This window comes from Leptolinea tardivitalis (genome assembly GCF_001050275.1).
Classification (GTDB): Bacteria; Chloroflexota; Anaerolineae; order Anaerolineales; family Anaerolineaceae; genus Leptolinea; species Leptolinea tardivitalis.
Genome location: NZ_BBYA01000010.1, coordinates 209,234 through 233,023 on the forward strand (window position 1 = coordinate 209,234; position 23,790 = coordinate 233,023).

Annotated in this window: 29 protein-coding genes; 5 read left to right on the forward strand and 24 right to left on the reverse strand. The window is 46.3% G+C overall.

The window, feature by feature from the left end; all coding sequences use genetic code 11:
- Positions 1 to 14: 14 nt before the first annotated feature.
- Positions 15 to 1,091: a hypothetical protein gene (locus LTAR_RS10475; RefSeq protein ID WP_139044504.1), complete on the reverse strand. Its 1,077-nt coding sequence runs from the start codon at positions 1,089 to 1,091 to the stop codon at positions 15 to 17.
- A 380-nt stretch (positions 1,092 to 1,471) separates the two neighbouring features.
- Between LTAR_RS10475 and LTAR_RS10480 the strand changes: the two genes are divergently transcribed.
- Positions 1,472 to 2,890 (forward strand): hypothetical protein, encoded by a 1,419-nt coding sequence (locus LTAR_RS10480; RefSeq protein ID WP_062422193.1) that lies wholly within the window; start codon positions 1,472 to 1,474, stop codon positions 2,888 to 2,890.
- Between the two features lie 240 nt (positions 2,891 to 3,130).
- Here LTAR_RS10480 and dnaN read toward each other — a convergent pair whose 3' ends face one another.
- The 10 genes from dnaN to LTAR_RS10530 all read right to left on the reverse strand — a co-directional run bounded on the left by dnaN (position 3,131) and on the right by LTAR_RS10530 (position 10,605).
- On the reverse strand, positions 3,131 to 4,267 hold the full coding sequence (gene dnaN / locus LTAR_RS10485) for a DNA polymerase III subunit beta (RefSeq protein ID WP_062422194.1): 1,137 nt from the start codon (positions 4,265 to 4,267) through the stop codon (positions 3,131 to 3,133).
- Between the two features lie 32 nt (positions 4,268 to 4,299).
- On the reverse strand, positions 4,300 to 4,818 hold the full coding sequence (locus tag LTAR_RS10490; RefSeq protein WP_062422195.1) for a hypothetical protein: 519 nt from the start codon (positions 4,816 to 4,818) through the stop codon (positions 4,300 to 4,302).
- A 63-nt stretch (positions 4,819 to 4,881) separates the two neighbouring features.
- Positions 4,882 to 5,316, reverse strand: a complete 435-nt coding sequence (locus tag LTAR_RS10495; protein ID WP_062422196.1) for a hypothetical protein — start codon at positions 5,314 to 5,316, stop codon at positions 4,882 to 4,884.
- Positions 5,317 to 5,331: 15 nt separating this feature from the next.
- The gene (locus LTAR_RS10500) at positions 5,332 to 6,003 is read right to left on the reverse strand and encodes a 3'-5' exonuclease (protein WP_062422197.1); all 672 of its coding nucleotides are present in this window, start codon (positions 6,001 to 6,003) and stop codon (positions 5,332 to 5,334) included.
- Positions 6,004 to 6,030: 27 nt separating this feature from the next.
- Positions 6,031 to 6,750, reverse strand: a complete 720-nt coding sequence (radC, locus tag LTAR_RS10505) for a RadC family protein (protein ID WP_062422198.1) — start codon at positions 6,748 to 6,750, stop codon at positions 6,031 to 6,033.
- Between the two features lie 74 nt (positions 6,751 to 6,824).
- Positions 6,825 to 7,397: a hypothetical protein gene (locus LTAR_RS10510; RefSeq protein WP_062422199.1), complete on the reverse strand. Its 573-nt coding sequence runs from the start codon at positions 7,395 to 7,397 to the stop codon at positions 6,825 to 6,827.
- The gene (locus LTAR_RS10515) at positions 7,372 to 7,740 is read right to left on the reverse strand and encodes a hypothetical protein (RefSeq protein ID WP_062422200.1); all 369 of its coding nucleotides are present in this window, start codon (positions 7,738 to 7,740) and stop codon (positions 7,372 to 7,374) included. Before LTAR_RS10515 ends, LTAR_RS10510 begins: the two co-directional genes overlap by 26 nt.
- 89 nt (positions 7,741 to 7,829) lie before the next feature.
- On the reverse strand, positions 7,830 to 8,234 hold the full coding sequence (locus tag LTAR_RS10520) for a single-stranded DNA-binding protein (RefSeq protein WP_062422201.1): 405 nt from the start codon (positions 8,232 to 8,234) through the stop codon (positions 7,830 to 7,832).
- Between the two features lie 39 nt (positions 8,235 to 8,273).
- Positions 8,274 to 9,383 carry a Rad52/Rad22 family DNA repair protein gene (locus LTAR_RS10525; protein ID WP_062422202.1) on the reverse strand — a complete coding sequence of 370 codons (1,110 nt, stop codon included), beginning with the start codon at positions 9,381 to 9,383 and terminating at the stop codon, positions 8,274 to 8,276.
- A gap of 643 nt (positions 9,384 to 10,026) precedes the next feature.
- Positions 10,027 to 10,605, reverse strand: a complete 579-nt coding sequence (locus LTAR_RS10530) for a hypothetical protein (protein WP_062422203.1) — start codon at positions 10,603 to 10,605, stop codon at positions 10,027 to 10,029.
- Between the two features lie 331 nt (positions 10,606 to 10,936).
- Between LTAR_RS10530 and LTAR_RS10535 the strand changes: the two genes are divergently transcribed.
- Positions 10,937 to 11,995 carry a hypothetical protein gene (locus tag LTAR_RS10535; RefSeq protein WP_062422204.1) on the forward strand — a complete coding sequence of 353 codons (1,059 nt, stop codon included), beginning with the start codon at positions 10,937 to 10,939 and terminating at the stop codon, positions 11,993 to 11,995.
- An 87-nt stretch (positions 11,996 to 12,082) separates the two neighbouring features.
- Here the strand turns inward: LTAR_RS10535 and LTAR_RS10540 are convergent, their stop codons facing one another.
- The 4 genes from LTAR_RS10540 to LTAR_RS10550 all read right to left on the reverse strand — a co-directional run bounded on the left by LTAR_RS10540 (position 12,083) and on the right by LTAR_RS10550 (position 13,592).
- Positions 12,083 to 12,523, reverse strand: coding sequence for a pilus assembly protein TadG-related protein (locus LTAR_RS10540; protein ID WP_062422205.1), 441 nt, complete (start codon positions 12,521 to 12,523; stop codon positions 12,083 to 12,085).
- A complete protein-coding gene (locus tag LTAR_RS10545; protein ID WP_062422206.1) occupies positions 12,523 to 12,933 on the reverse strand; it encodes a TadE/TadG family type IV pilus assembly protein in 411 nt (136 codons plus the stop codon). Before LTAR_RS10545 ends, LTAR_RS10540 begins: the two co-directional genes overlap by 1 nt.
- A 64-nt stretch (positions 12,934 to 12,997) precedes the next feature.
- Positions 12,998 to 13,144: a Flp family type IVb pilin gene (locus LTAR_RS17145; RefSeq protein ID WP_158423427.1), complete on the reverse strand. Its 147-nt coding sequence runs from the start codon at positions 13,142 to 13,144 to the stop codon at positions 12,998 to 13,000.
- A 22-nt stretch (positions 13,145 to 13,166) separates the two neighbouring features.
- Positions 13,167 to 13,592 (reverse strand): hypothetical protein, encoded by a 426-nt coding sequence (locus LTAR_RS10550; protein WP_062422207.1) that lies wholly within the window; start codon positions 13,590 to 13,592, stop codon positions 13,167 to 13,169.
- A gap of 624 nt (positions 13,593 to 14,216) precedes the next feature.
- Between LTAR_RS10550 and LTAR_RS10555 the strand changes: the two genes are divergently transcribed.
- The 3 genes from LTAR_RS10555 to LTAR_RS10565 are packed head-to-tail and all read left to right on the forward strand — an operon-like array spanning position 14,217 to position 16,972.
- Positions 14,217 to 15,443 (forward strand): AAA family ATPase, encoded by a 1,227-nt coding sequence (locus LTAR_RS10555; protein WP_062422208.1) that lies wholly within the window; start codon positions 14,217 to 14,219, stop codon positions 15,441 to 15,443.
- Entirely contained in the window at positions 15,440 to 16,102 is a 663-nt protein-coding gene (locus tag LTAR_RS10560; RefSeq protein WP_062422209.1) for an RloB family protein, read from the forward strand. The genes LTAR_RS10555 and LTAR_RS10560 overlap by 4 nt, the downstream gene beginning before the upstream one ends.
- Before the next feature lie 15 nt (positions 16,103 to 16,117).
- A complete protein-coding gene (locus tag LTAR_RS10565; RefSeq protein WP_062422210.1) occupies positions 16,118 to 16,972 on the forward strand; it encodes a hypothetical protein in 855 nt (284 codons plus the stop codon).
- Positions 16,973 to 17,013: 41 nt separating this feature from the next.
- Here LTAR_RS10565 and LTAR_RS10570 read toward each other — a convergent pair whose 3' ends face one another.
- The 9 genes from LTAR_RS10570 to LTAR_RS10605 form a co-directional block, all read right to left on the reverse strand.
- On the reverse strand, positions 17,014 to 17,571 hold the full coding sequence (locus LTAR_RS10570; RefSeq protein ID WP_062422211.1) for a hypothetical protein: 558 nt from the start codon (positions 17,569 to 17,571) through the stop codon (positions 17,014 to 17,016).
- Positions 17,572 to 17,583: 12 nt separating this feature from the next.
- A complete protein-coding gene (locus LTAR_RS10575; protein WP_062422212.1) occupies positions 17,584 to 18,552 on the reverse strand; it encodes a hypothetical protein in 969 nt (322 codons plus the stop codon).
- Positions 18,525 to 20,174 (reverse strand): hypothetical protein, encoded by a 1,650-nt coding sequence (locus LTAR_RS10580; RefSeq protein WP_062422213.1) that lies wholly within the window; start codon positions 20,172 to 20,174, stop codon positions 18,525 to 18,527. Before LTAR_RS10580 ends, LTAR_RS10575 begins: the two co-directional genes overlap by 28 nt.
- An 8-nt stretch (positions 20,175 to 20,182) precedes the next feature.
- A complete protein-coding gene (locus tag LTAR_RS10585; RefSeq protein WP_158423428.1) occupies positions 20,183 to 20,683 on the reverse strand; it encodes a TadE/TadG family type IV pilus assembly protein in 501 nt (166 codons plus the stop codon).
- Positions 20,684 to 20,718: 35 nt separating this feature from the next.
- Positions 20,719 to 21,165, reverse strand: coding sequence for a TadE/TadG family type IV pilus assembly protein (locus tag LTAR_RS10590; protein ID WP_081419941.1), 447 nt, complete (start codon positions 21,163 to 21,165; stop codon positions 20,719 to 20,721).
- A gap of 259 nt (positions 21,166 to 21,424) precedes the next feature.
- Positions 21,425 to 21,595 (reverse strand): hypothetical protein, encoded by a 171-nt coding sequence (locus tag LTAR_RS17150; protein ID WP_158423430.1) that lies wholly within the window; start codon positions 21,593 to 21,595, stop codon positions 21,425 to 21,427.
- A 73-nt stretch (positions 21,596 to 21,668) separates the two neighbouring features.
- Entirely contained in the window at positions 21,669 to 22,523 is an 855-nt protein-coding gene (locus LTAR_RS10595) for a hypothetical protein (RefSeq protein WP_062422216.1), read from the reverse strand.
- The gene (locus LTAR_RS10600) at positions 22,523 to 23,410 is read right to left on the reverse strand and encodes a hypothetical protein (RefSeq protein WP_062422217.1); all 888 of its coding nucleotides are present in this window, start codon (positions 23,408 to 23,410) and stop codon (positions 22,523 to 22,525) included. The genes LTAR_RS10595 and LTAR_RS10600 overlap by 1 nt, the downstream gene beginning before the upstream one ends.
- On the reverse strand, positions 23,407 to 23,790 hold the full coding sequence (locus LTAR_RS10605; protein WP_062422218.1) for an RWP-RK domain-containing protein: 384 nt from the start codon (positions 23,788 to 23,790) through the stop codon (positions 23,407 to 23,409). Before LTAR_RS10605 ends, LTAR_RS10600 begins: the two co-directional genes overlap by 4 nt.

Here is a 23,790-nt window from a genome sequence, read left to right on the forward strand (position 1 = left end):
TTTTACTTGTTTCTTTAGATAGCCAACGAGATCTCCTCTTGGGCCAATAGGTCGGCCAGTAATTCCTGCCAATCCATTTGTCCTGGTCGCAGGTCAATTCTGGCTCCCAGGATACAGTCGCCACCGGTGACCAAATCTTGTACCAGATTACGGTTTCGAGCCTGTTTCCAAAGGGTAGCGCCCCACTCGTCCAGGATTGGGACTTCAAGAACTTCTTTGATTCGTTCGATGAAGAGCCGGATCAGCTCTTGTCCTGGTTCAGGCGTTCCCTGAAAGACAAGTAGATAGGCACTAAGGTCTTCTGGCTCCCACTTTCCGGGTAATGCCAGCCGTGATACAAAACCCACATGGTGACTGGTGTACTCCGGCATGGCTTGCCAGGCCTGTTCATACTTATCGGCAGGGATCAGAGTGAAATCGCCAACCCCGTCTTGAGTCATCTGCAGCGGTTTTCCACACATGAGGGTCACCCGCAGCGATTCCAGGCTGGTCTTGTAACCGACCAGGCCGATGTATGCCAAGTTATGATCTGCATCATAGGCATACCCCGTTATATGCGCCAGCGCCTGTCCGTTGCGCAGTTTTGGAACCGCTTCAGGAAACAGACGCTCGCCTGGTCTGGTCTTGTTATTTTCCTCTGGAATGATTTTCCAAACGACGATGCCGGCGTTAACCCGCTCCAGTTCTTCGTTGACTTCCCGTAAAACATCGTACAACCCTTTCCAGGGCTGCACACCGGTGAAAGCAACATTGGTTTCACCGCTTTGGATATTGATTCTCCTGTTTTGCACATCCAGGATGGCTTCGGCCAGGGTCAAAGGCCTGTAGTTTGCCAGCACTGGGGGCAGCTTCTCACCCGATTTTGCAACAAACAGGTATGCGCCAAGTTCCGAATCGTACTTGAGAAAACCGGCTTTCCCAACCGCATAATCGTATGGGTACGCTGCCCGAGTCAGTTCCTGACCGAGATCCTCTCTGGTCGGCAGACCGCTGCCATCCTTATGGGCAGCAATAACAATCTTGCCTTCCTTCTGCCTGGCGATGATGCGGTTCACTTTTTCGCGCAGGTACTTGTCTTCGTACACATTCATGTAATCCTCCTTTGGGTTTAATATGGATTGAATAACCAACGTTAAAATTAAGAAAATAACCAACGTTAAAGCCTGTTCATATGCAAATGCATGACAGAACAGCAAAAATAATTCGCCGATGTAGAAATCAGCCAATCGTTTTTGCTGCCAAACAGGTATGTTTTGATTAAATGGAGAGAAGATGTATTTACTTTGATGTCAAAATTTGTTCGGCACAAAATCCAAAAAACGGTTCACGTAAAATGATGGAAATTGATGATATCAATGCAAAAGTAATTGAGTTCCATCAGATTTATTTCTATTTAGAGCGATAATGGTGATAGAGTTAACCTGGTACGGAATCCGGCTAATAACAATTTGTGGTAAATGGGGCAGTTTTTATGAAATCATTACTCATTGGCAATGGAATAAATATTCAGTTTGGCGGAAAAGCATATTCAAATGATTTTGTTATGAAAAGAATTAAATATAGGGCAAAATTAGAAAGCTATGAGCAAATTTTTGGACATATCTTACTGGGCAACGAAATAATTGATATTTTAAATAACTTTGTAACAATAGCCAATGAAATTAGAAATAATGACTATGATAAGTATGTTCCGGACGAAGATACGGCATTTGCATTATGCGATTTTAAGCGCAGATATTTTAAGGAAGTACATGCATCTTATGAAATTATGCTTGAAGATTGGTTTTTTATTCTTCATATGTTTTTACTGAAAAATGATGATTTAAAAGATAAGAGAACATCAGCTGTTCAAGGATTTGAAAAATTATTTCTGGATGCTATATATAACAATTCAAAAATCCAAGAATTATATTTAAAAATTCCTAAAAAGGCCAAATATTTTTTCAATGGTTTCGATAATATATTTACCTTAAACTACGATAATAACATCGAAAGGCTCACTAAAAAGAGGGTATATCATTTGCACGGTGACTTTTCTGTTCTTGCCAATAGTGAAAATCTTAATAATATTCAAGGATATATTCGCACTCAAGAAAACAGCACAGTAATTGTGAGTGGTATGGAGCATTGTTATTGTAATGCTCTATTGAACTATAGTGGAAAGTTGAAATATGAAACCGCAAAAGCATTTCACAATTTGATTATTGCATCTGAAGACTTTCAAAATAAATATATTAACGACCCTGTTTTTACTGCCCAGTTATTCGACCTGAAAGTTAACAGACCTTTTGAATATGAGATGATAATGACAAAAATTATTCATCCAGAACTTAACATGGCAACAGAATATTTTTTCGAGGAATTTGAGTCGATACAGGACGATCTTTATATCATTGGTATGTCACCAAATAACGATGGACATATATTTGATTTAATACTTAATAACAAGTTGTTGCACAAGGTAAATTTTTACTATTTTTCAGAAACTGATAGGAAATTTATTGAAGAGCACTATCCAGCTGACTTATTTAAACCTAAAAGCGTGCAAAAATTATGGAAATTATTAGATTGCGTAACCCCTAAATACAATTGCAACTATGCCATTCCGTCGGAAATTGACAAATTTATTGACTGCTTTAATGCACTATCTGGTGACAATGCAACAAAGGAGGAGATTTTAAAGGAAATATCACGAACACCTCAATTTGAAATGGATCGTTTATGCCGCCTTGTCAAGGCTGATATGCTTCTACGAAATCCTGAGCACAAAACGACTGACGAAGCTGGATTTATAAAATCAAGTGCAAGCATTAGTTACATAGCACTCCAAGAGGGTTTTTTGCCATCAACTTTATATATGATTTACGTTATGAATTTTAGCAAAATATAAGATTGCGCCGTATTTTATTAACCTATAATCCAGTTGGTTGCGAAAAACAATTAAGCTATACTAAACACTATGATGTTTTATAAGAGTCGCTTTGCAAAGTGACTCTTATTTTTTACCCCAAGGGGTGTTTTTTTCTGTGGCAACCTGTCCCCGGGACACTTAATCTCCAAACATACCGCGAAGAAAGTGATTATTTTGAGATATATTTTGGGGGAGCTTTTTTCTACTCCCCCCATTCTGTTACTTCCCATCAATATGCATGGGCATCAAAACGTATAAATTCTCCTCCTCTCCTGTCGAACGAATAACTGCCGGCGTATTGTGGGCATTTGCTTCGATGACGACATTCTTGGCAGTGATCGCTTCCAAACCATCTTGCATGAATTTCACATTGAATGCGATCTCCAGCTCCTGCCCTTCAACCGTGGCATCCAACTCGATTTCACTCACGCCGGTTTCATCGGATTCGGCCAACAATTTGACCTTCCCGGTTTGATCAGATCCAGGCTGAAGGTGAAAACGCACTACGTTGCTTCCCTCGCGGGCAATGATACTGGCCTGTTTACAGGCTTTGAGCAGGTCGGCTGTGGCAATTACCGTTCTGGTTTTGTACCCTTTGGGCAAAATTGCCTGGTAATCAGGGTATTTGCCGTCGATCAGCTGCGAGACAATTTGCACATTCTCGCAGCGAAATACCACCTGGCTTCCGGTTAATGGCAGAAACAGGGTGATCTTGCTGGCTTTTGTGGCTCCTATAATTCGCACAACTTCCTTCAAGGTTGAAGCGGGGACGATCATTTGTCTCTTAGCGAAAGTCACCGGTAAATCAACCTTGCAGATCGCCAGGCGAAAACCATCCGTACCGACCATCGACAGGGACTTTCCCTCCATATTTATCAATACTCCGGTCAGAACCGGCCGGCTATCATCGACTGATGCGGCGAAGGCAACGTTCAGGATCATTTCCTTGAGTATGTTTGCATCCAGGGAAATGCCACTGGAGACATCGAATTCCGGTATCGTGGGAAACTCAGATGCTTCGATACCTTTAACAACGCCTTTGTAAGCGCCACATTTCAGAGCCGCTTCCGGTTTCCCATTGACCGAAAATACGACCTCGGGTTCCACCAGAGAATTAACCACGTCCGCTAGTGTCTTGGCTGGTAAAGTCAATCCAAGTTCACCATCCATATGAGCATCCAACCAGACCGTCACGCCCAGGGTCAGGTCGGTAGCCGAAAGACGTAGTTGCCCTTCATCTTTGCTGAGCAAGACATTGGATAGGATAGGCAGGTGAGTATGAGAACCTACCGCCCGACCAACAATAGCCAGGCTCTCAGCAAATGTATTCTTTTGTACCGTTACTTTACAGGTCATAATGATCCTCCTTGTGAATTCTTCTATTTGATTTACGGAATTTGGTCATCCAGCCAATGCTGGAGGGTCTCAACATGTTTTTGATCCTCGGCCATCTGGCTCAACAGTTCATCCATACTGGGGAAATGGGATAGCTGCTCGGTTAAATCCACCAACCATGTTTCCATCTCCGCAGGTGAAATCGTGACAGGTTTCTCTTGAGGATTACCCCATTGGGAAGTCACCAATCTCTCAGCTTCCCGGCAGGGAGCGATAAACGCCAGCCTCTCATCGAGATCGATGACCAGACGATATTCTGCCGGCTCCTCGGATGAGCCCAGGTTATAAGCAGCCACCTGAGGATGAACTGCTCGATGCTGTACAAACGCCAAATATCCTGGCCAGAGGCCCGTAAAGGTTACTAAACCATCGGATACCATGACTTCGTCGCCACAGGGTTCCCACCAGAGGGCAAGATAACGTGCACCTCGGTAATTTCGATATCCGACTGCCTGTTCCAAAATAGGCGCAGGCGGTACAGGGATGTTGAGCTGGGTCATTTGTGTTTCCATAATTCTCCATATCGACATTGGGAAAGGCACGCAAGGTGAAAAACCATCTTGCGTGTCTGAGGTCTAAAAGTCGTCAAAGAAGTCGGCGGAGGCGCCACCGTCTGGCCAATATGCTTCGTCGTCACCCAGACGGGTGGCATTCTCATACAGCTCGGTCAATGGGCCTTCGTCGTCTTCCATATCCGGCAGCTCGAGAAACGCCATAATTCCCGGATTGGAAGTGGCATTTGCGCGGAGAATATCGCGCCAGGAAAACACATGATCGTTTTCCAACGCCTTCTGTGCATCCTGTACCAGGTCAATTAACAGGCTTTTGTCCAACCGGTCAGGGGTCAGACCGTAATCGGCGAGTGTGTGCGCCAGCACTTCAGCAACCTGGCCCCAGGTAATCACAAAAGCGGGAGCTTCCATTCCGTATCCAGCTTGTGCCAGAATTTTGGACACTTCAAAGCCTGTTTCCAGGTATTCCAGGTGTTGTAATGTGGTGAGTTGATCCATTCGATCCTCCTTGTGTTAGCGATTAAAGAAAGCGGGCTGGTAAGCATTTATCGCCGGCAGGTACACCCCACACATGCGCTTGTACAGTTCCACGACCAGGGACACATCATTTCCAGCGTACTTGCGCAGCGTTTCCGGATCCATATTGGCTACTTGAGAGCCATCCAGATCAGGCAAGGGGTTCTTAATCCCGTAACGCTTGCAGACCCATTTCAAACCTTTGGCCGGTCCCCAGTTGTAGAGGATGGCCATTAGATCAGTGGTGGGTTCAGTGCGAAATTTAGACAGCTGGGGTTGGATTTGGACCTGGATACCCAGGTCAAACGAACGCCTGAGCAGGTAAGGCAGATCAAAACCGATGATGTTGTAGCCGCAAGATCGGCCATCCGCTTTTGCAAATGCGGCCCAGAACCAGCGGATCAGATCACTTTCGGTTTTGGTTTCAGGGTCGCCGGTCAGGTGAACTTCTACCTGGCATTCAATCCCGCTTTGCAGCGAGATGGCGATGACCTTGCCCAGATCGGCATCCAGAGGTGCCTGTGCAATCTGTTCGGATTTCTTTTCGGTGATGTACTGCGCAATTTTGTCAGCGTCTTTGTAATTGGCCGGAGCAGTTGGCTCGGGTAGGAGCGCAATTGCATCCGGGTTGGCCGTCGTTTCAATGTCAAAAAATAAAATCGGTTTCATGTAATTCTCCTTGTGATGATTCTTGAGTTACGAAAATCCCAGCCCTTTTTCCTTGAGGGATACCCATCGGGATAATCCGATGACCAGGTGGTCCAGGACGGACACATCCAATAGCTTGCCGGCCTGAACAATGGCGCGGGTAACACTGATATCTTCTGGACTGGGGGTCGGGTCTGTGGATGGGTGATTGTGAGCGATCAGGATCGCAGCCGCATTCCGCTGCAGCGCCGGTTTGAATAACTCACCGACGCGCACCATCGAGGAATTGAGCGAGCCGTGGTAGATCTCAATCACGTCCAGCATTCGGTTGCGTGTGTCGAGCGGCATCACCACCATGTATTCCTGCTCGCGGTGGGCCAGCATCGGCATCAGAATCTGGGCTGCATCTTCGGGTGAATGAATAACAGGACGTTCGTCCTCCGGTTGGAGCAGCTTGCGCCCTAACGCCAAGGCAGCTTTGAGCCGCAGGGCAGTCAGGTTACTTACACCCTGCACCTTGGCGATTTCGTTCACATGCGCCTGAGCAATCTTCTGGATCGTGCCAAACTGAGCCAGCAATCGTTCAGCGGTTTCGATTTGAGTCGAACCACCAATGATGACGGCCAGCAGTTCAGCCAGGCTGCATGCATCCGAGTCTTTGGCCACTCGAAAAGCGGGTTGCTCTCGAACGGGCAGGTGCTTCAGCCGGGGCAAGGTGTAGGTTTGAGGATGGGCGTTTTGTATCAGGTAGGGTTGAAAGTCGTTCATGTCTGTCTCCTTTGAAAAAAAGGGGACAGACCACCCCTGGAGGGATGCTGCCCCCTCCGTTGGGGTTATATGATTCATGCAGTTGGTTCGTAACCGGTTTCGATAAAGATCTTGCGATTGATCGCTTCGCACTCTTCCCAGGTCATCAGTTCATCTCGCCGGACACCTGGATATCCAGGCGCTGGCGGGATCAGCCAGGGATTTTCTGCAAGCCGTTTCTTGATCCGTTCAGCTTTGGCATCCAAAAAGTGGCGTAAACCACCTTTAGCGCAGCGCCAACCCAACTCTTTGGTGTATTTGCCATTCCAATCCCGGTCGCGGAACGTCTTACTTCCGCAGATCGGACAAGGCGGCATGCCTTCTGGATCAGGAGCACGTGCGCCGCCAGATTGAAGATACAGTCTTACCGCTTCAATGGCTTCACAGTAGGGTGCCCCGCACGAACATTCTTTGTTTTTGTTGACCCGGTGAAAGCGTGTTGGGTTGCTATTACCAAAGTCCACCAGGTATTGATACCCCTGGATTGTGACTGTAGGTGCGACAAGCAATACGGTTTCTCGGATACCCGGTCCTTTCCGATATCTCTGGATTGGAATATTCCTCCTTTCCAACAAAGCCAAATCATTCGATGAATGTTCGGTCTTCATAGGCGCTTTCCAGGAACCAATCCTCCACGGGGATGTTCCGATCTTCTACAGGAATGCGCTTTTCAGAAATCGGGAGTTGAACTTCGATGCCGTCTTCCTGAAGCAATTCCTCTTCGATACTTTCGTCTGGATCTTTTTCAATGTGGACTTCCCGTAGGTGGGGTATAAGAACAATTGAGGTTGAGTCTTGAAACGGACCACCATGACTGATCTTGGTAAATGGCTCCAAACCATTTAAAGCGCGCACCCAAGCCGTACCAGGACGTGGTCCTTTTCCCAATACTTCAACGGGAATAACCACATCTCCATAACAAGTTCCAACTGTAATTTCTGCTTTAACCATGTGTTCCTCCTGTATCTGTTTCTGAAAATAGAAAAGGACACGCCCGGGTCGGCATGTCCTTTGTTGTGATTCTCGATGTAAATGGTGGGTTAGAACGGGATGTCGCTTTCGCTTGAAGTGTTCATGTGCGTTTCGCTTTCTTCGGAGTCTTCACGACCAGAAACGAAGCGCACTGCAGAAGCGTTTACCTCATAGGAAGCGCCATATTTACCTTTATTTTCCCAAATGTGCGGCCCACCCGTTTCGGGGTCAGGCGTTAATCGGCCTTCCACTAGAACACGGCTCCCTTTGTGGAGATGTTGGTTGCAAGCCTCTGCTTGTTTGCCCCAAACTGTGATGCGAAACCATGTCGTTTCTTTGACAGGTTGCCCATTCGGGTTGTTGTAGCGGCGATTTGTGGCAACAGACAAAGTGGTGACCGGTTGACCGGAAGGTGTAAAACGCATTTCAGGGTCTTTTCCGAGATTCCCGATGAGGATGATCGTTTGGTACATTGTGATTTTCCTTTCTGAGTAATGTGATTGTCAGGTGGGTCAGGCGACAACAGAAGCAGGTGCAGGTTGATGCTCCATATGAGTGGAGCGTTGGCCTGCCAGCCAGCTACGAAGTTCATCTTTCGAGGCGGGAGACTTGCCCATTTTGGTTTTGAACTGGTCATAGGCTTCCTGCTCGGGAACATTCCCGTTAACCAGGACACCGTCGCCGTATTTACGAACAATCGGCGCAGTTGTTGTTCGAGAAGCTTGTGAAGTCGTTGATGCAGCCGGGTTATTGGTTTGACCATTTTCCCGACCTTGTTCTAAACCGGCATTCTGGGCAATTTCCTTGTCATACAGCGAATTCCCGAACTGCTCACCCATTTGACGAAAACAGCGTTTCAGGCAGTCCGTCGCCGAACCAGCTAAAGCCATATCCAATGCTTCCGGAGTATCGCCAGTGAAAATGCAGCGACCCAGGTCGGCATGGCTATAAAACTTACCATCCAGGTCTACGGACACCTTGCCGGTGATATAGACCAGCCCGACTTCCTCTGTCTGAACATTGCCATTGGCATCGATCAGCGGAACCTTACGTTTTTCCTGCTGGTTCCAGGCCAATACCTTTTTCTGCCAGCGAACAATAACTGGCTCGCCGATTAAGTCAAACGACCAGGCAAAACCGAAGACGGTATTTGCTCGATCAATGACATCGTAGCCTTCCAGGTAAGGGACAGAACCCATTCCTGGCGCTTGCCGGCGTTTGACCCTGGACATATCCAGCGGTTGACGCAATTCCCATAATATGCGGCTCAACCGATCCCCCAGGCTCCCATCTGATAAGGGTTGTTCGTTCATTTGCATCTCCTTGTTAATGTCTGAATAGGATTGGTTTTGCGCTGTCTCTGAGAGACGAACGCCTTCGATATGTTTGCAGAGAATCTGCGGCCCACGCTGCTGGTAGTCCATACAGGTGCATGCCCAGTAATCACCATTCAAAGAAACGGCGTATGGCAATGTGCGTCCGAAACGGACGCCATCGCCATTTTGTACCGTCCATTGCTGAGGGGCGATGCGGGTAACCAGGAACTTTCCAGCCAGGATGGCAGATCGCGCCCGTTCGGTGCGTTCAGCTTGTGCTTGTTTCAATTCTTGGCTTTCTTGCATATTCCTCCTTGTGAAAATAACCAACGTTGAATAAAGTCCAAATGATGTGAAGTACCGGCCCTCGAAATAACATCAAGAGCGTTCCAGCGTTTAAAACTACCCGTGTGAAATTACAGGGCAGCAAACGCCAGGGAAAAAGGCAGATACTTTTTCACTCGCATTTATTGCCTTGTTTAAGTCTGCGTGGGTAGGCGGGGCAACCCCGACCACCCACGCAAAGATCCCCTTCAATGGGGTAATGTTCTCCATGTCATATGAACCCTTCTGCTTTTCAGCACGCCAAAAAGCCTCAAAAGAGGAAAAGGTTGTTTATTAATGTGCTGCCCCGTCCAAAGGGGGTAAACAAAAAGGAGGATCACTCGCCCCGAGAAACTTTCGGGAGCTTGAGGTGGCGGCTCTTAGTAACTATCTTGCTTTATGAGCAAGAGGGATGAGCACCACCTTGTGATCCTCCATGTGAACCTAAAGCGAATAAACCTATCGCTTCAGGTCAGAAAAACCTTTTATCTGCAAATGACAACCCGACGCAGTTTTTACTAGACAATTAACCGATTAGACTCATTCATCATGAAATGTTTAGAGATTTTTTGGCGCATGATTATCCACAAGTATGCGCACATTAATCGGTTGTGAATGGAATGAGTCAATCTGTGGTTAAATCACGGTCTCCATTGGTGGAGACTTCTTCCGGCGAACTATCTCCCGGGTCGATGTTTCTGGTCTGGACTTTTCTCGTTGCAGGTTTTGGTTTTTTCTCGCTTTGTGTTTCATCATCACTTTCGCCCTTCGTACCGCTCGAATTGCCTGTTGGGGTTGGGTTTGGGCGTTCCAAAACGATGATGCGTTTAGCAACAACCTCAACAACATTGCGGTCAATCTGTATCTGGCCGGGTTTGAAATCATTGTTTTTGATCTCAATCGCCAGTTCGCCAAAGGGTTTGGATTTGCGAGCTTTGCCGATAAATTCCTCCAGGCTTTCACGATAGTCCCGTGATTGGAGAAACCCATGGACACGCAGACGCATACCCCGATGGATGTGAATTAAGCCGTTTGCGCCACCGTTGACCCGGACGTTGATGTAATCACCGGCATCTCGCTCCAAATCCAACTTCTTGGACGGCTGATCGCTATCGCGATAGACGACCAGGCGGAAGAACAGGTCTTCCATGAACTTCCACGGATCGCGGACGACAATTCCTTCGACAATAACATCATTGATCAATAGAGCCTCCTTGTGTCATACTCCTCTAGATCGAGGAGCCATTAAAACAAAATGCCGGACAAACGTAGCACCCAGTAGGTACATGTCCGGCCGACGATGATAATGAATAGCATTTAGTGTCAAATTTAAGTATAATTTAAAAAAAAGCCTTTCCAAGGGGAAATAATTGATTAATATTTTTAAAATACAATTTGCAATTTTATATTTATCTTTCCTCTTTTACTTATTACGGCTGCGATTTAATCTAGTTAGGGAATATCCCTTCAATCTCCCTTCTAAAAATCCAACCCTTCTCAAGTACGGATTGATGTCTGTTTGATAGGGAATACATATGGATATATTTTTTGAATTATATAGCCTTCAATCTGTAAGAACTGTTTTATACATTTTAAAAACATTAAAAATCAACCATAATTATCCGTTATCAATTATTGAGAGAGACTTAAACAATTTGTTTTATTCTGAATTCCAAGCTGCGCAAAATGAGATAACAACATTATTGGGAAAATCATCAGCAAGTATTGAAACAATAGACAGTATTTTTAAAATCAATGACCCATATTATTCCTACCTGTTGTCTATAAAAAAACCAATAGAAATACTAATTTATGTTTTTTTATTAAAATATTATTTCCGCGTTGAAGATGGATTTTTTTTAGAAAAATTACAGAATGATTGCGGTAAGTATGGCGTAGTTCGTATTGAAAATCATGAGGATATCAACTTTCAAGGGATCTTTTATTCAGGAAAATTTTATTATCATAGTATGTTTCTACCAATTTATTGGAATATAAATAATTTATCCCCACTAATAAAAACAATCACATCATTACCAGGGAATAACAATATTTTTTTTAGATTGGATGATAATTTGGCAATTCCTTCTGATAAGTATCAAGAAATAAAACATGATGCTTATGCGATGTTTTATGGGAAAGAAATCAATTTGGATGATATTCGATTTCCAAAATACCCATCTGGTATCCCAATGTGTGTTTATGATCCTAAAACAAATAAAAAGATTCAATTTTTCACAACACGTGAGAAAGATGGGGAAACTTGGATACATATTGAAGAGCTCTTTCCATTCGATAAGGATAAAATTCAAGTAACGAAATATTTACATTCCATATTTGACGAACAAACTAAAACTTTTAATCATATTGACGGATCGGTGAATTTATACAATACGGATTGTTATAAACTAAGACTCTCACAAAAAATGAATACTCACGCAACCGAACACAAGAAAATTTGGTTGGTAGAAGGTAATTTTAATATTCTGGATTGGGGAAAATTGGTTTTGTACTATTTTGACGATTATGATCTAATTTTTGATGCTTTTACCGGAAAACTAGCAGAAGATATAATTACTGAAATTTTAATATAAGATATATTGACCAGTAGACTGTTTTAAATTGATATTTTCAGAAGAAATAAACAAGAATAAAATAAATTCATCCTATCAAACAAGTTATCAATGCGTAAACGCTCGCAGTTTGGCAATGCCGGTCTGGGTGACTGTAACATTTGGCACTACAGATGGAAACAAAATGGATAGGTTGGCCGATACGTTGACACGAACCGTATTATCGCCACCACTTACCTGAATGCCGGTGACGAAAGCATGAACCCCTTTAGCGGATAAACCGAACGTGTTGGAATTGACGTAGGATTGAGCGTTCGCCCAGGTCTTTGATGTGGATGTGAGACTGCCCGTATCCTGGAACACCCGCTGGTTAATCTCGGCGGCAGCGGCAACGGCTGCTGCATCCGCTGCTTTCTGAACCTCAGAAATTGCATAGAAATACCGGCCTAACTCGATAGCAAAAGCCAAAGCAGGAATCAATACGAGTCCAATAAACACAGCCCAGAAGGTCATGGAATATCCGCGCCGGTCACGCCGCAAATTATCCATTACCAGCCCTCCTGCCGGAAGGTGGAATCGGCGCTGACATTGAACGTTTGCCCCGGTAAGCCTGGAAACAGGCTGGTCAAAGGAGCAAGAAAGTTAGGTACGCTTCCGCTCACTTGAATCTTCAGAATACTTCCGGCGCTGCCACCCGGAGCTAAAACGCTTACGGAAGTGTTTTCCAAAATGCCTGCCTGAGCTATAGCAGATTTAGCGCCGCTCATGGCATAACAGGCGGGGCATTGTTGCGCGACACTTCCCATCCGTGCGCCATGCCTGGCGGCAGCCTGAACTGCCTGTTGAGCATAGACAACCATCCCCAGGTTGACAATGGCCAGCATAACCAGAATGGCAATCGGGGTTGTGATGGCTGCTTCCAGCATTTCCATCCCTCGTTTATCTTTCAGAAATTTCATAAACCTCCAGGCAAAAAATGAGGTTCTGCCGGATTCTCCTGGGCCGGCAGAACTTTAAGACCTATTAGATTTTTCCGGCGATATCATTCACTTTGGCGGCGATGTTCTGCCCCAACAGCCGGTAGGCACCATAGCTGACCAGGACGACCACTGCAATAATCAAGGCGACTTCGGTCGACTCGATCCCTCGGTTATCTTTCAGAAAACGCAAAGCCAATCACCTCCTCTCTTTGTTAAATTAGCGGGAATAGTACAAAAAATAGCGCCCCGCAGAAAATCGAAACCACAAAAGGGATTTCCCTTTGTTTTCGCAAGCTGGCAATCACGCCCTGGATCCCACCTGCTACTGCGATAGGGATCAGAATGGTAGCGTTGCCAATCATGATTGTGATGGCGATCAGCAGCTTTACGTCTGCGCCGCCCATAATGCCGAACTCCCATAACATCCAAATACTGAGGATCACCGCGCAGAGTAAAGCGGCATCGGGTTGGAATATTCCGGCGAATGCTGACAGGGTCAATGCAAAAGCCAGGCGTTTTTCCCTGGGATTAAAATCTGCCACATGGGTTAACGCGATGGTCAATAAAACTGGAGACCAAAGTCCATGAAACAATCCCAATACCCCTGCACCGACCAGGCCTCCCAGGGTTAATGGCATAGGTACTTCACGATCCTTCAAATCGTAGATCATGCAAACGAAAAGCAGGACAAGTAATACAAAATTGACGACCAGGTACAGCTCCTTTGCCCCATAACAAAAGGGGCGCTCTAGATAAAAAAAGCCGGACACGCATACTGCGAATCCAGCAGTTACATGTCCGGCCAACGATTGATTGACTATCTACTTTTTATTATAGAGATTGTACGGTGCTATCCCAGGGGGATAGGAGAAATAACCATCTTACGAAGAATAATTACTCACAACAAATCAAAGGTAATATTTCCCTCTAATAAATAGGTCACAAAGCCGAAGGTTGAGTTTACAAAATATTTGTCATTGCCTGACAAATATGGTCTTCTTCCGTTTAATTTTATTTGTAAATACTCAGGCAGGTAGCAAGGCAAAAAGAGAGTAGTAAGGCTTCCCATCCAAAGCCAGGCGAAGGGCCGCCAGCATGGGCTGTCCAGTCTTTCGAGCACTAGAAAGGTAGCTCCAATACTTACTAACCCTGAGAGTTACAAGATTGTGATGAAATACTCTTAATCGCATTAATATGTCGATTTATTTGACAATTTCGCATAAATACTGTAATATCTATTTATAATTAAGGAGGTATGCACGATGTTAGTCGAATTTCGCCTGAAGAATTATCGCTGTTTCAAAGACGAACAGGTTTTGAACCTGACTGCCGGTTCGGATCTATCTTTGTCCGATAACGTTATTAAACCTCCTGACACTTCAAAATTTAAAATACTCCGCAGCGTTGTAATTTACGGCCCAAATGCTTCCGGCAAAACGAAAGTTTTAGAGGCGTTAAAATTCATTCGGGATTTTGTCCGCGAATCGGCCAACCGCAAACCGGATGAAACGATCGATACTCAGCCATTCCTGTTAGATCCTGTTACCTCCGATGCTCCATCTACTTTCGAAATCACTTTTATACAGGACCGGGTACGCTATCAATATGGAATTTCGGTGGATCATACCCATGTATGGAATGAATACCTATATGCTGCGCCTAAGGGTCGAACCGTACCTTATTTTCAACGTGCCTGGAATAAGAACACAAAGAAAGAAGAATACTATTTTGGTCCATCGCTCAAGGGCCAGAATGAAAAGATCAGTTTACTCACCCGCGACAATGCGCTGTTTTTGTCAGTGGCGGCAACTTTCAAACACCCCATGCTTTCTGCGGTCTATCAGTGGTTTTCTGGAATTATTCTGGAACTCAACCCATTACAGGAAACCAGCCTGGATCTGGTCAATTTAAATGGAGACTATCACCAAGGTATCCGTGATCTGTTACGTTATGCGGATCTGGGTATCTGGGACTACAAGGTCAAAGAACCCTCTATCCCTGAAAACAAATTTCAATGGATTGGCGAACGTATTGAAATGCTTCACCAAACCCATGATAATAAGGTGGTTGCATTTCCGTTATCTTCGGAATCAAATGGTACAAAGCACATTCTCTTTCTGAGTCAGTTGGTTCTACGTGCTCTGGAAACTGGCAATGTTCTGGTTGTTGATGAAATGGATGCCAGTATGCATCCGCTCCTGGTGCGTGCCATTGTTGAAATGTTCCATAACCCGGCCATCAACCAACATAACGCTCAATTAATCTTCAATACCCACGATACAACATTGTTGGATAATACCCTCTTCCGACGAGATCAAATTTGGTTTACGGAAAAAGATCAAGAAGGTGCATCACATTTATATTCACTTCTGGAATATAGCCCCCGCAAAGGTGAATCCCTAGCAAAAGGTTATCTACAAGGGCGTTATGGTGCTATTCCTTTCTTAGGTGATGTGTATACTCTCCTCGAGAAGGATGGCGTGCAATGAGTCGTAAGAAAAAATCGTCCGGACGTCAGCCATTATTTGACAAGGGAAAGCGTTGGGCAAATTATCAACGCCGTCAGAATCTCCTCACTCCACGAAAAACAATTCTCATCGTTTGTGAAGGAAGACAAACGGAACCAAATTATTTCAACGCGCTTCGCGATGAACTCAGAAATAAGAACATTCGGGTAAGGATCATCCCTGGCGGCGAAAGCCGGGTTACGCCGCTTTATCTGGTACAAAGCCTGGCAACAGAAATTCAGCGTCTTGACTGGGATTCAACCCACGATGAGGCTTGGTGCGTTTTTGACATTGAACAATCCGGCACACATACGACCTTACAAAGGGCTCTTGCTAGCGCAAAAAAGCAGAACTACCACCTTGCAGTATCCAATCCATCCTTTGAATATTGGATTATGTTACATTATGAGCGCTCGAACAGAGAATTTCTCAATGCAGCCGATGTGGTCAGCGCACTTACCAGGTATATTCCCAATTATTCGAAGTCAATGTCCGTGTATTCTCTTGTTCGGAGGCTTACGAATCAGGCCATTGAAAACGCTGAAACGCTCCGATTATTATGTGATAGACATTGGGAGGATTTCCCTAATCCATCCACCGGAATTGATATTCTGGTTAAGAAATTAAATTCTTCAATATAATAGGAGAAAACAATAATGTACAGAATTAATTTACTCGATAACGCCGTGGCCGCTTACGAAAGCGCATTAGATGCGCTCCGAAAAATCCTAGATGGTGAAGGCTCTTATATAAATTATCGTTCTTATGTATTAAATTTACACAGCGCTTTAGAATTATTTTTTAAAAAGATGCTATTAAATAAAAATGAGTTTATGATTTTTTCCTTTGATGGGAATAATTACTCCAAGGTATTAGAAAAGTATGAAAAATCAAAAAAGGCAAATAAGACACTTTTTCAATATGTGACAGAAACTAAAGATGCAAAACTCCCGAACACAGTGACATTTGTTGATGCTTATAACAGGTTAGCTTACTTTTACAACGAAGAAATTTTTGAATATAAATTTCTTGAAAATTTATCTCGATTAAATGAGATACGTAATAATATTACTCATTTTGAAATTGAAGTTCCAGATGAAGAATTTATCATTCTTAATGAATGCTTCCTAAAATGTGCAGAGATTTATTCTGAGCAAGCAGAATGGGGGTATTCAATTGATCCACAAGTAAAAGCTAAAATTTTAGAAAAGGATATCTCTGTCCGAAAGCTGATCATCAAGGATGAGTACAACAGAAAAATATTAAACTGCATTCAATCCGACTATACTCAAGGCATGGATGCAAGTGATTATTTGGGATTGGCCAATGTGCTGATTGAATCATGTGGCTTTGAAAATTCAGATCGAGAAAAAATAATTAAACGACTTCAAATATTTTATGATATTGGCTTTACGGAAAGCCACAATGTATTTATAGACGAGCATACTGACTTCGAATGTTTTAATATTACTGAATCGTGCCAAAAAATGTTGGATGAGTTCAAATCGTAATCTATTGCAACTGTAACCCCAAGGAAATTCAAAGTCGATCTTTATTTCCCGATTAATTGGAGTGATACGACCGCCAGCAATAGTAAAGGTAGCCCGGGGATCTTATGTAATTGGATTGATTTTTCTTTCATCAAAGACCTTATCGCCAAACCTATCGTGACAAAAACATGCACGCAAAGAAAAGCCACAATAAAGATCAGTTCAGGATAAATCAGGATGAGGGTTATCGCCGCCGTTGCATCCGCCCCTCCCCACCATTTCAATTCCCAGGCTGCCCAAAAGCCAATGATCGCCAAAGCCGCAATGGGTGATAGTTGCACGGCGAAAAAAGCCCCAAGAAATAAGAGTGGAAGCCAGGTAATGATTCGCCCCAACTCATTCATCTGAAACAGGATTGAGATCCTTTCCCGTTCGCTGACAACCACGACAAAAGCAGTTAGCAAGACTAAGGGCCACCCGCCCTGCCAGATTCGATAGGCACTTGCCAGGATGATTGGAATAATCACCCAGGCGCTGTGTGGTATCTCGCTTTTACGAATATCGAACCATGAAACCATTGCCAGCCAGATAACAACCAGGCCAAAAATAATCCAATCCATATCGCATCCTTCCTAAGGTTTGATTTGTTCTTCAATTCGCCGAATGTATTCTGAGCCGCTCGAACACCCGATTGAAAAATTGGCCGCAATGCTGTTCCAGCTGCTCGGTGTACCGACCCTTCGAATTGCTTGATAGGTACATCCGGCGCCGGCATGGTAATTTGCCAACGCCAATCGCCAAAAGTCCTCATAACTCATCAGGGAAGATGGCGACAGGCCGGTTGCCATGCGAACGATATGTGCGGATTGAGAACAACTGGCGTTTAGAGTCTCGGCTAAAACTTCCACAGTCTGGCCTCCTTTTTCAACATCCACCCCACCAGAACAGGTCGCGCAGGTAGCATCAATTTCCTTTAAGACCAATCCGCGTAAGAGCCGTTGTGTGGATAGATCAAGGAACCGATAGCCGGTACTGCAGCCAGCGCTACCAAAAGCCTGCCGGCATATTCCCTGGAAATAAGCTGTCTGCCAGGACAGAACCAGATCAGCTCCAAACTCAGTCATCTGCCCTAACCCTATTTCTCCCCGGATCCAGTTTGCGGCTGGCCAGAATTGAGATTCGACCCCAATCACTGCCTTTAATACCTTGGGGGGGAGATCATTGGCTTGAGCTGCTGTCAGGATGACCGAGTCATATCGGTTTTGCCAGGCGATCGTTTGATTTCTGGACACGTCTAATCCACATGCATTCGGAGAGCCGTCCGGGTTTAATCCCCCGGATGGGCATGAACTTCCATCTACCAGTTTTGTTGATAAGAGGCTGCCGGACAATAGATCATATCGGTAGGATGTGCTCAGATCCATGCCTTCCTGAGCAGGTTGGAGCCATTCCGGGATGGAAGAAGGTGATTGACCATAGGCAGACTGGCAAGTTCCACCGCTCTCGGCTTTCACCGGATAGGAAGGATATCCAGCTGTGCAAATCATGATGACCGTTATGAGACCAAATCGTTTTATGGTTGACCATGCACGGGATGCCATGCCACCTCCCAAATTGCGCTGGATGTCCGGTATGTCCGTCCCGCGCTGTCGGTCAAATCAGCCCAGGCTGTCCATATGCCTTGTTCAGCGGTGCCAAAATTGATATCTCCAGAATTTTGAGGAGTTGCCATCCAGCTAGCTCCGCTGCGGGACAGGCTTATCTCAACTCCGGATGGAGCTCGAACATGAACTGAGATGGTATAGGGCGGTTCTCCTCCCGTTGCAGCGCCCAATAAAGTTTGAGCGGGCTGCCCCAGGTTTGGAGCGAATAAAAGTAAACGAGCATATGTAACCGAAATAGTTCCGCTCAGTGGCGCGACAACATACACGGTGACCGTATCACTGGCTGTACCGGACACATTCGAACAGGTAACCGTATAGGTATGGGCACCTATCGGAATGCTGGCAAAGGCCCGGTTTCCACTCAGGATAATGCTCCCTGTCCAACCGCCATCCGAGCTGGAAACGGAGCAAGTGGTTGCATATTGGCTGACCCAGCTCAGGGTATAACTTGCCGGGGAGACGCGTGTAATCGGCCCATTAACTCCTTCAACTCGCAAATCGACTGTGGGAGGCAGCGGATTGATCCTGACTTGAACAGTGTCTACGACCTGGGCTCCAACCGGGTTGAAGCAGCGAACAGTATAGTTGTAAGTTCCCTGGAGCATATTGGTGAAAGGCTGGCTGCCATTTAATCCAATGGAGCCTGTAAGATTCCCTTCAGCCTGGCATGAACTGGCGTTGGCGCTGCTCCAGGTTACTGTATAGGAAGCCGGTTCAAACAGGGATAGAGGACCATCCAGGTTATTGGCCTTCACATCCACTGAAGGCGGGGCAAACACATAGGCAGTGACACTGTCCGATGCGGAACCGGTTGGGTTTGTGCAGGTCAGGGTATAGGTATATGTGCCGGCTGTAATATTGCTATACCCTTGTGAGCCGGATACGGGCTGCGTTCCACTCCAGATTCCGGAAGCTGTACAAGAAGAGGCATTGGTACTGGTCCAACTAAGGGTATATCCACCCGGAGCTGTTTGTGATAATGGTCCCTGAGAATTATTGATTTGGAGATCCACGGTGGGCGGGGGTGAATCCCGATAAGAGGTCGTAACTGCCCGGAAGTCAACATACCCGCCGGAAGCGGTAATCGACCAGGTGCAATCTCCGGATGTAGGAACACTCCAGGCCGGACTGGGAAAGTTATTGAATCCCGGCGCGCCGGAACCAGGTGTGTAAAGATCGACAGTAGCAATGACCGTTCCGCAAGCTCGGATAATGGCTTTCCCCACGGAACTATCCCCGGTGTACGCAACCTGGACGTTAAAAGTCTTCAAGAACGTGAAATTTCCGGAGACGGAGCTGCCATTCTGAATACGGGTGACGGTTTCGGTGCATCCGTTACCGCAACTCGCTCCACCTTCAGAAGCAGGCAAGGAAGTATTATCCCGGTGATAAAGAGATACATAGGACACAGAACCATTCCATTGGATGTAAGTTCGCTCCTGGTCATACGTACGACCGCTCTTGAGATAATCCGGTGATATTGCAAGAACAGTTTGAACCGTCAAAACTGCCATCAACAAGGCAGAAAAAAGTGCAATGGAATATTTTTTCCTGAGCATACGATCCTTTATTGGGCAACCCCGGCTGAGGCAAATACGCAGACTGATTTTTCTATGATTCCGATGCGATCCAGCAATAGCCATTCAACAGGGACAGATAGATAAACTCCAACCGCGGGTTCATTCGTGCTCCAATCTCCCCGGGCATTTCCGAGTCGTACAGGCCGAGGCGGGTAGCCCGTTATCGTTCCTCCGCTGGGATCAGGCAATACGCGGATATCCGCGTTGTAACCAGATACTCTACGGGCGTTCATTTCTGCCGTGATGATCTGCTGGGCTTGTGAAGCGGCGATTTCAGGAGTAAGCCGGATAGAGCCAGTCGCGGCCACGTAAGTCCAATCTCTGCCCCGTGAAGCGCCGGCTAAGGCAGCCTCCTGAGCAACGGAGTACGCCCAATTGCGAGCGGAATAAAGGCGGTAAATATCCACCAACCCGGCAGCAATCAGGATAAAAACCAGGATCGTCAACAATCCCCATACCGCCGATTGAGCTCTCCGATCTCGGATCATTCCTTTACCGTAAAAAGCACAAGGATGAAATAGGGTCATGGATAACGTTCCACGATACCCCAATGGCGCACCCGAATCGTCATCGCAGGTTCAGCCAGGAATGGGATATCTGCCTGAAATGGAGCAGACGCTTCCAAAATAAAAGAGGTGCCAAATGGGCTTCCGGAAAGCCAGGCTGAACTGCGAAGATTGCCGGAAGCATCATAAACTTGCAGGGTTATGGTGCTATTCGCTCCCATCACATTTTGATTGACACCTTGCTGGACGACATTGCCGGCAAAACTCCATTGAGTGGGGTCCAGCGATAAGGCGCGAACAGCAGCACCAGATCCGCTATCCAATGCCTGCCGAATGGCTACGCCGCGGCTAAGTTCAATCCCACCGAAAATGACCAGCGCCAGGATCATCAAAACCAGCAGCGCTTCAACCGCAGCTTGTCCTGCCTGATCCTGGCTAAGACCCAATTTCGGTGTTGACATCATTAAATTTGACTCTTAAGGTGCTAAATATTTCCCAAAGCGCGCCGCCCACCAGGCTTATTAAAATGGCCAGGATGACGATGTATTCGACAACGCTCTGCCCATTACGATCATGCAACATACTTCCTCCTTCTCCCAGAACACCCCAAGGCAAGTGCATATAAGGCAAGGGATGATGGCGGTCGGTTCTCTAAAGGGAGAACCGACCGCCCATTCTCAGTATTCGCCTGGCATACAAACACCAAGGGCGATCAATCGACGATTATGGGTGCGCTGCAGGCACCGCAATGCTGTCGATCCAGTCCGCGATACTGCCGCCCTGGGTGCCGACATTGCTCAGGATGGCCCAGATGGCCACTGCGCCCAGAACAACGGCAATTCCCAGAACGACAACAAACTGCGGAATTTCAGATGCGGATCTTTCAAACAACATGTACAGTCTCCTTTCCCCTCATGGGGCCATAAAAAGATGGGATAGAACAACCCTATCGCACCACGCGAATGGGTTAAAAACCGCTGCCGACTGCTACCCCGGAGAGGGTTTTCAGGATGCGGTCGACCAGCGGGTAAAACAAAAGGATCACGATGGGACCGAGTAAAAATGGCATGGCCAACAGGGTAATGCGCAGGGGTAATCGCTGCATCTGTTCTTCCGATTGGTAGCCGATCTCTTCATTCAACTCTTCAATGGCACCGGCAATTGCCTGGTCGATATCCGAAACGCCGCCTGATTGTTGAGCCGCCTGGATACGCTGGACAAGCCTGGTAAAAAGGGGCGATTGTAGATCTTCGGCAATCTGGTTTAGGAGTTCCAGTCCGCTGCGAGCAGAACTGCCAGCCAATCTTCGCTTGAGCGATTGATAAACTGCTGACGTTTCCAGGGTGGTTTTGGAGATGCTTTCCAGACCTAACAAAAGCGAACCCTGCAGGCTCATGTGCAGGCGCACATCAATTAAGAACTGGCGAATTTGACCGACCATGAAACGTTTGCGCTGCTGGATCAGATATCGTTTGGCCAGCCAGACGAAAGCCGGCAGGGTCAGAAAACCGAATCGAATACTGGGCAGGGAAGGTCCAAGCGTAGCCAACAGAATGAGGCCTACTAACGCTGCGCCTGCATACAAACTGTTCCATGGAACCTGACTCAAGCCAAGAATGGTCTCTTCAGTGTGGCTTCCTTCTTGTGCGTTGTGTATTCCGTTATGATCCCGAATGCCGAGCCCGAGCGCCTGTAGACGCCCACGACTTACACTTCGGCTTAACCTCCTTCCTGTTTCAATAATGATCGATAGAACGGTATTGGCAATCATGCCCACTCCAATTGCCAGGCTAAAGCCCACCACCAGGGAATAGGTATCCATTAAGCCCCCTCCCCGTAACTCAATTGGTAGACTTCATATTCAAAATACAGGCTGGCCAGTGCTGCCGCGCAGATCAAGACAGTCAGTAACACCCGATGGGAAACATCTTGAAGGAAAAACTCCCGCCAGGCTGGGGAAAGCACCACAAATAGGATCGCCCCGGCCACGACGCCTTGAAGCAGCCGGATGGTGCCGCGCACCAGTGAGAGAGTCTGGTGTGTTTTCGAACGCAGCAGCTTTTGCCGGTGGGCTTCCTGCTCCAATGAAATAAGCAGCCCATCTTGGGTTTCATCTGTCAATTGGGCGCTATGGGCAATCAAAGCAGACAATCGGGCAGTGACATTCCCTGGAAGTCCTTTGAAGGCTTGGGCAGCCTGCTCAGGCGGCTGGTGCATCCGTAAACGACTGGCGACCTGGTCAATCGCGTGTTTCATCATGCCAGTTGGCAGCTCGACTCTGGTCAAAGCATTTAAAATCGAACGGTCAACACTCATCAAGGAGCGGATTTGGAGTGCAACCACTTCGGCATCTTCATTTATGTGAGCGCGTTCGATCTGGCGTTTTTGAAAATCAGCCCAGATCAGGATAACCAGGCCGATCAGCAACACCAGGGGGGAAAGCATGAAATCATGGACGGCCAGGGCCATCACCGGGATTGTTATCAACAGGATCAATCGTTTCCAATCCAATTCAATCTGCGCCTGGTAAGGTTTTTCCTGAATAATGCCCATATCGCGCAGCCGGCGGCCCGCCCAACTGATAAATGTTTTCCGCCAGGCGCGAACAATCACTTCTGTCCCGGTTACCAGCAGGTTATAAAACGTGAGAAAGACGCCGGAGGCCAGGAAAACTGCGCCGGCATCGATCAAGAAGCGGAATGGAGTCATGCTGGATCCTCTGGATTTAATCGTTGATCGCTTTTCGATTGGAACTGGTAATCTTGGACATCCCATGAAATTCCAAAGGCTCGACAGCGTTTTTCAATATCTCTTTTTGAGACGCCATAGAGGGTTGCCACTTCAGTAATAGGAATTTCCTGGATCAACTGATACAGTTCTTCTGGATCGATTTCCAATTTCTGTGAAACCAATCTCCGGTGTGTACGGTTATGGAAAAATTGCCTGTTTTTGCCTGAAGTGAGCAGTAAATGAGACAGGGACACTTTATAAAAAGCTCCACAAATCGGGCAAAAGAGAATAAGGTTTGTAAAAGGATGTTCGGTGCAATCCCATAAGGAAATGATTGGAATGGTTTCGTCAGGTTGCAT

What these genes read in the sequence shown, in the direction of transcription:
- LTAR_RS10525 (WP_062422202.1), bottom strand. Translation starts at nt 9,383, where the DNA reads ATGCAAGAAAGCCAAGAATTGAAACAAGCACAAGCTGAACGCACCGAA.
- LTAR_RS10480 (WP_062422193.1), top strand. Translation starts at nt 1,472, where the DNA reads ATGAAATCATTACTCATTGGCAATGGAATAAATATTCAGTTTGGCGGA.
- LTAR_RS10555 (WP_062422208.1), top strand. Translation starts at nt 14,217, where the DNA reads ATGTTAGTCGAATTTCGCCTGAAGAATTATCGCTGTTTCAAAGACGAA.
- LTAR_RS10570 (WP_062422211.1), bottom strand. Translation starts at nt 17,571, where the DNA reads ATGGATTGGATTATTTTTGGCCTGGTTGTTATCTGGCTGGCAATGGTT.
- LTAR_RS10495 (WP_062422196.1), bottom strand. Translation starts at nt 5,316, where the DNA reads ATGGATCAACTCACCACATTACAACACCTGGAATACCTGGAAACAGGC.
- LTAR_RS10500 (WP_062422197.1), bottom strand. Translation starts at nt 6,003, where the DNA reads ATGAAACCGATTTTATTTTTTGACATTGAAACGACGGCCAACCCGGAT.
- LTAR_RS10515 (WP_062422200.1), bottom strand. Translation starts at nt 7,740, where the DNA reads ATGGTTAAAGCAGAAATTACAGTTGGAACTTGTTATGGAGATGTGGTT.
- LTAR_RS10535 (WP_062422204.1), top strand. Translation starts at nt 10,937, where the DNA reads ATGGATATATTTTTTGAATTATATAGCCTTCAATCTGTAAGAACTGTT.
- LTAR_RS10550 (WP_062422207.1), bottom strand. Translation starts at nt 13,592, where the DNA reads ATGCCATTAACCCTGGGAGGCCTGGTCGGTGCAGGGGTATTGGGATTG.
- LTAR_RS10580 (WP_062422213.1), bottom strand. Translation starts at nt 20,174, where the DNA reads ATGCTCAGGAAAAAATATTCCATTGCACTTTTTTCTGCCTTGTTGATG.
- LTAR_RS10600 (WP_062422217.1), bottom strand. Translation starts at nt 23,410, where the DNA reads ATGACTCCATTCCGCTTCTTGATCGATGCCGGCGCAGTTTTCCTGGCC.
- LTAR_RS10585 (WP_158423428.1), bottom strand. Translation starts at nt 20,683, where the DNA reads ATGATCCGAGATCGGAGAGCTCAATCGGCGGTATGGGGATTGTTGACG.
- dnaN (WP_062422194.1), bottom strand. Translation starts at nt 4,267, where the DNA reads ATGACCTGTAAAGTAACGGTACAAAAGAATACATTTGCTGAGAGCCTG.
- LTAR_RS10510 (WP_062422199.1), bottom strand. Translation starts at nt 7,397, where the DNA reads ATGAAGACCGAACATTCATCGAATGATTTGGCTTTGTTGGAAAGGAGG.
- LTAR_RS10590 (WP_081419941.1), bottom strand. Translation starts at nt 21,165, where the DNA reads ATGATGTCAACACCGAAATTGGGTCTTAGCCAGGATCAGGCAGGACAA.
- LTAR_RS10575 (WP_062422212.1), bottom strand. Translation starts at nt 18,552, where the DNA reads ATGGCATCCCGTGCATGGTCAACCATAAAACGATTTGGTCTCATAACG.
- LTAR_RS10565 (WP_062422210.1), top strand. Translation starts at nt 16,118, where the DNA reads ATGTACAGAATTAATTTACTCGATAACGCCGTGGCCGCTTACGAAAGC.
- LTAR_RS10475 (WP_139044504.1), bottom strand. Translation starts at nt 1,091, where the DNA reads ATGAATGTGTACGAAGACAAGTACCTGCGCGAAAAAGTGAACCGCATC.
- LTAR_RS10520 (WP_062422201.1), bottom strand. Translation starts at nt 8,234, where the DNA reads ATGTACCAAACGATCATCCTCATCGGGAATCTCGGAAAAGACCCTGAA.
- LTAR_RS17150 (WP_158423430.1), bottom strand. Translation starts at nt 21,595, where the DNA reads ATGTTGTTTGAAAGATCCGCATCTGAAATTCCGCAGTTTGTTGTCGTT.
- radC (WP_062422198.1), bottom strand. Translation starts at nt 6,750, where the DNA reads ATGAACGACTTTCAACCCTACCTGATACAAAACGCCCATCCTCAAACC.
- LTAR_RS10595 (WP_062422216.1), bottom strand. Translation starts at nt 22,523, where the DNA reads ATGGATACCTATTCCCTGGTGGTGGGCTTTAGCCTGGCAATTGGAGTG.
- LTAR_RS10545 (WP_062422206.1), bottom strand. Translation starts at nt 12,933, where the DNA reads ATGAAATTTCTGAAAGATAAACGAGGGATGGAAATGCTGGAAGCAGCC.
- LTAR_RS10605 (WP_062422218.1), bottom strand. Translation starts at nt 23,790, where the DNA reads ATGCAACCTGACGAAACCATTCCAATCATTTCCTTATGGGATTGCACC.
- LTAR_RS10560 (WP_062422209.1), top strand. Translation starts at nt 15,440, where the DNA reads ATGAGTCGTAAGAAAAAATCGTCCGGACGTCAGCCATTATTTGACAAG.
- LTAR_RS10490 (WP_062422195.1), bottom strand. Translation starts at nt 4,818, where the DNA reads ATGGAAACACAAATGACCCAGCTCAACATCCCTGTACCGCCTGCGCCT.
- LTAR_RS10540 (WP_062422205.1), bottom strand. Translation starts at nt 12,523, where the DNA reads ATGGATAATTTGCGGCGTGACCGGCGCGGATATTCCATGACCTTCTGG.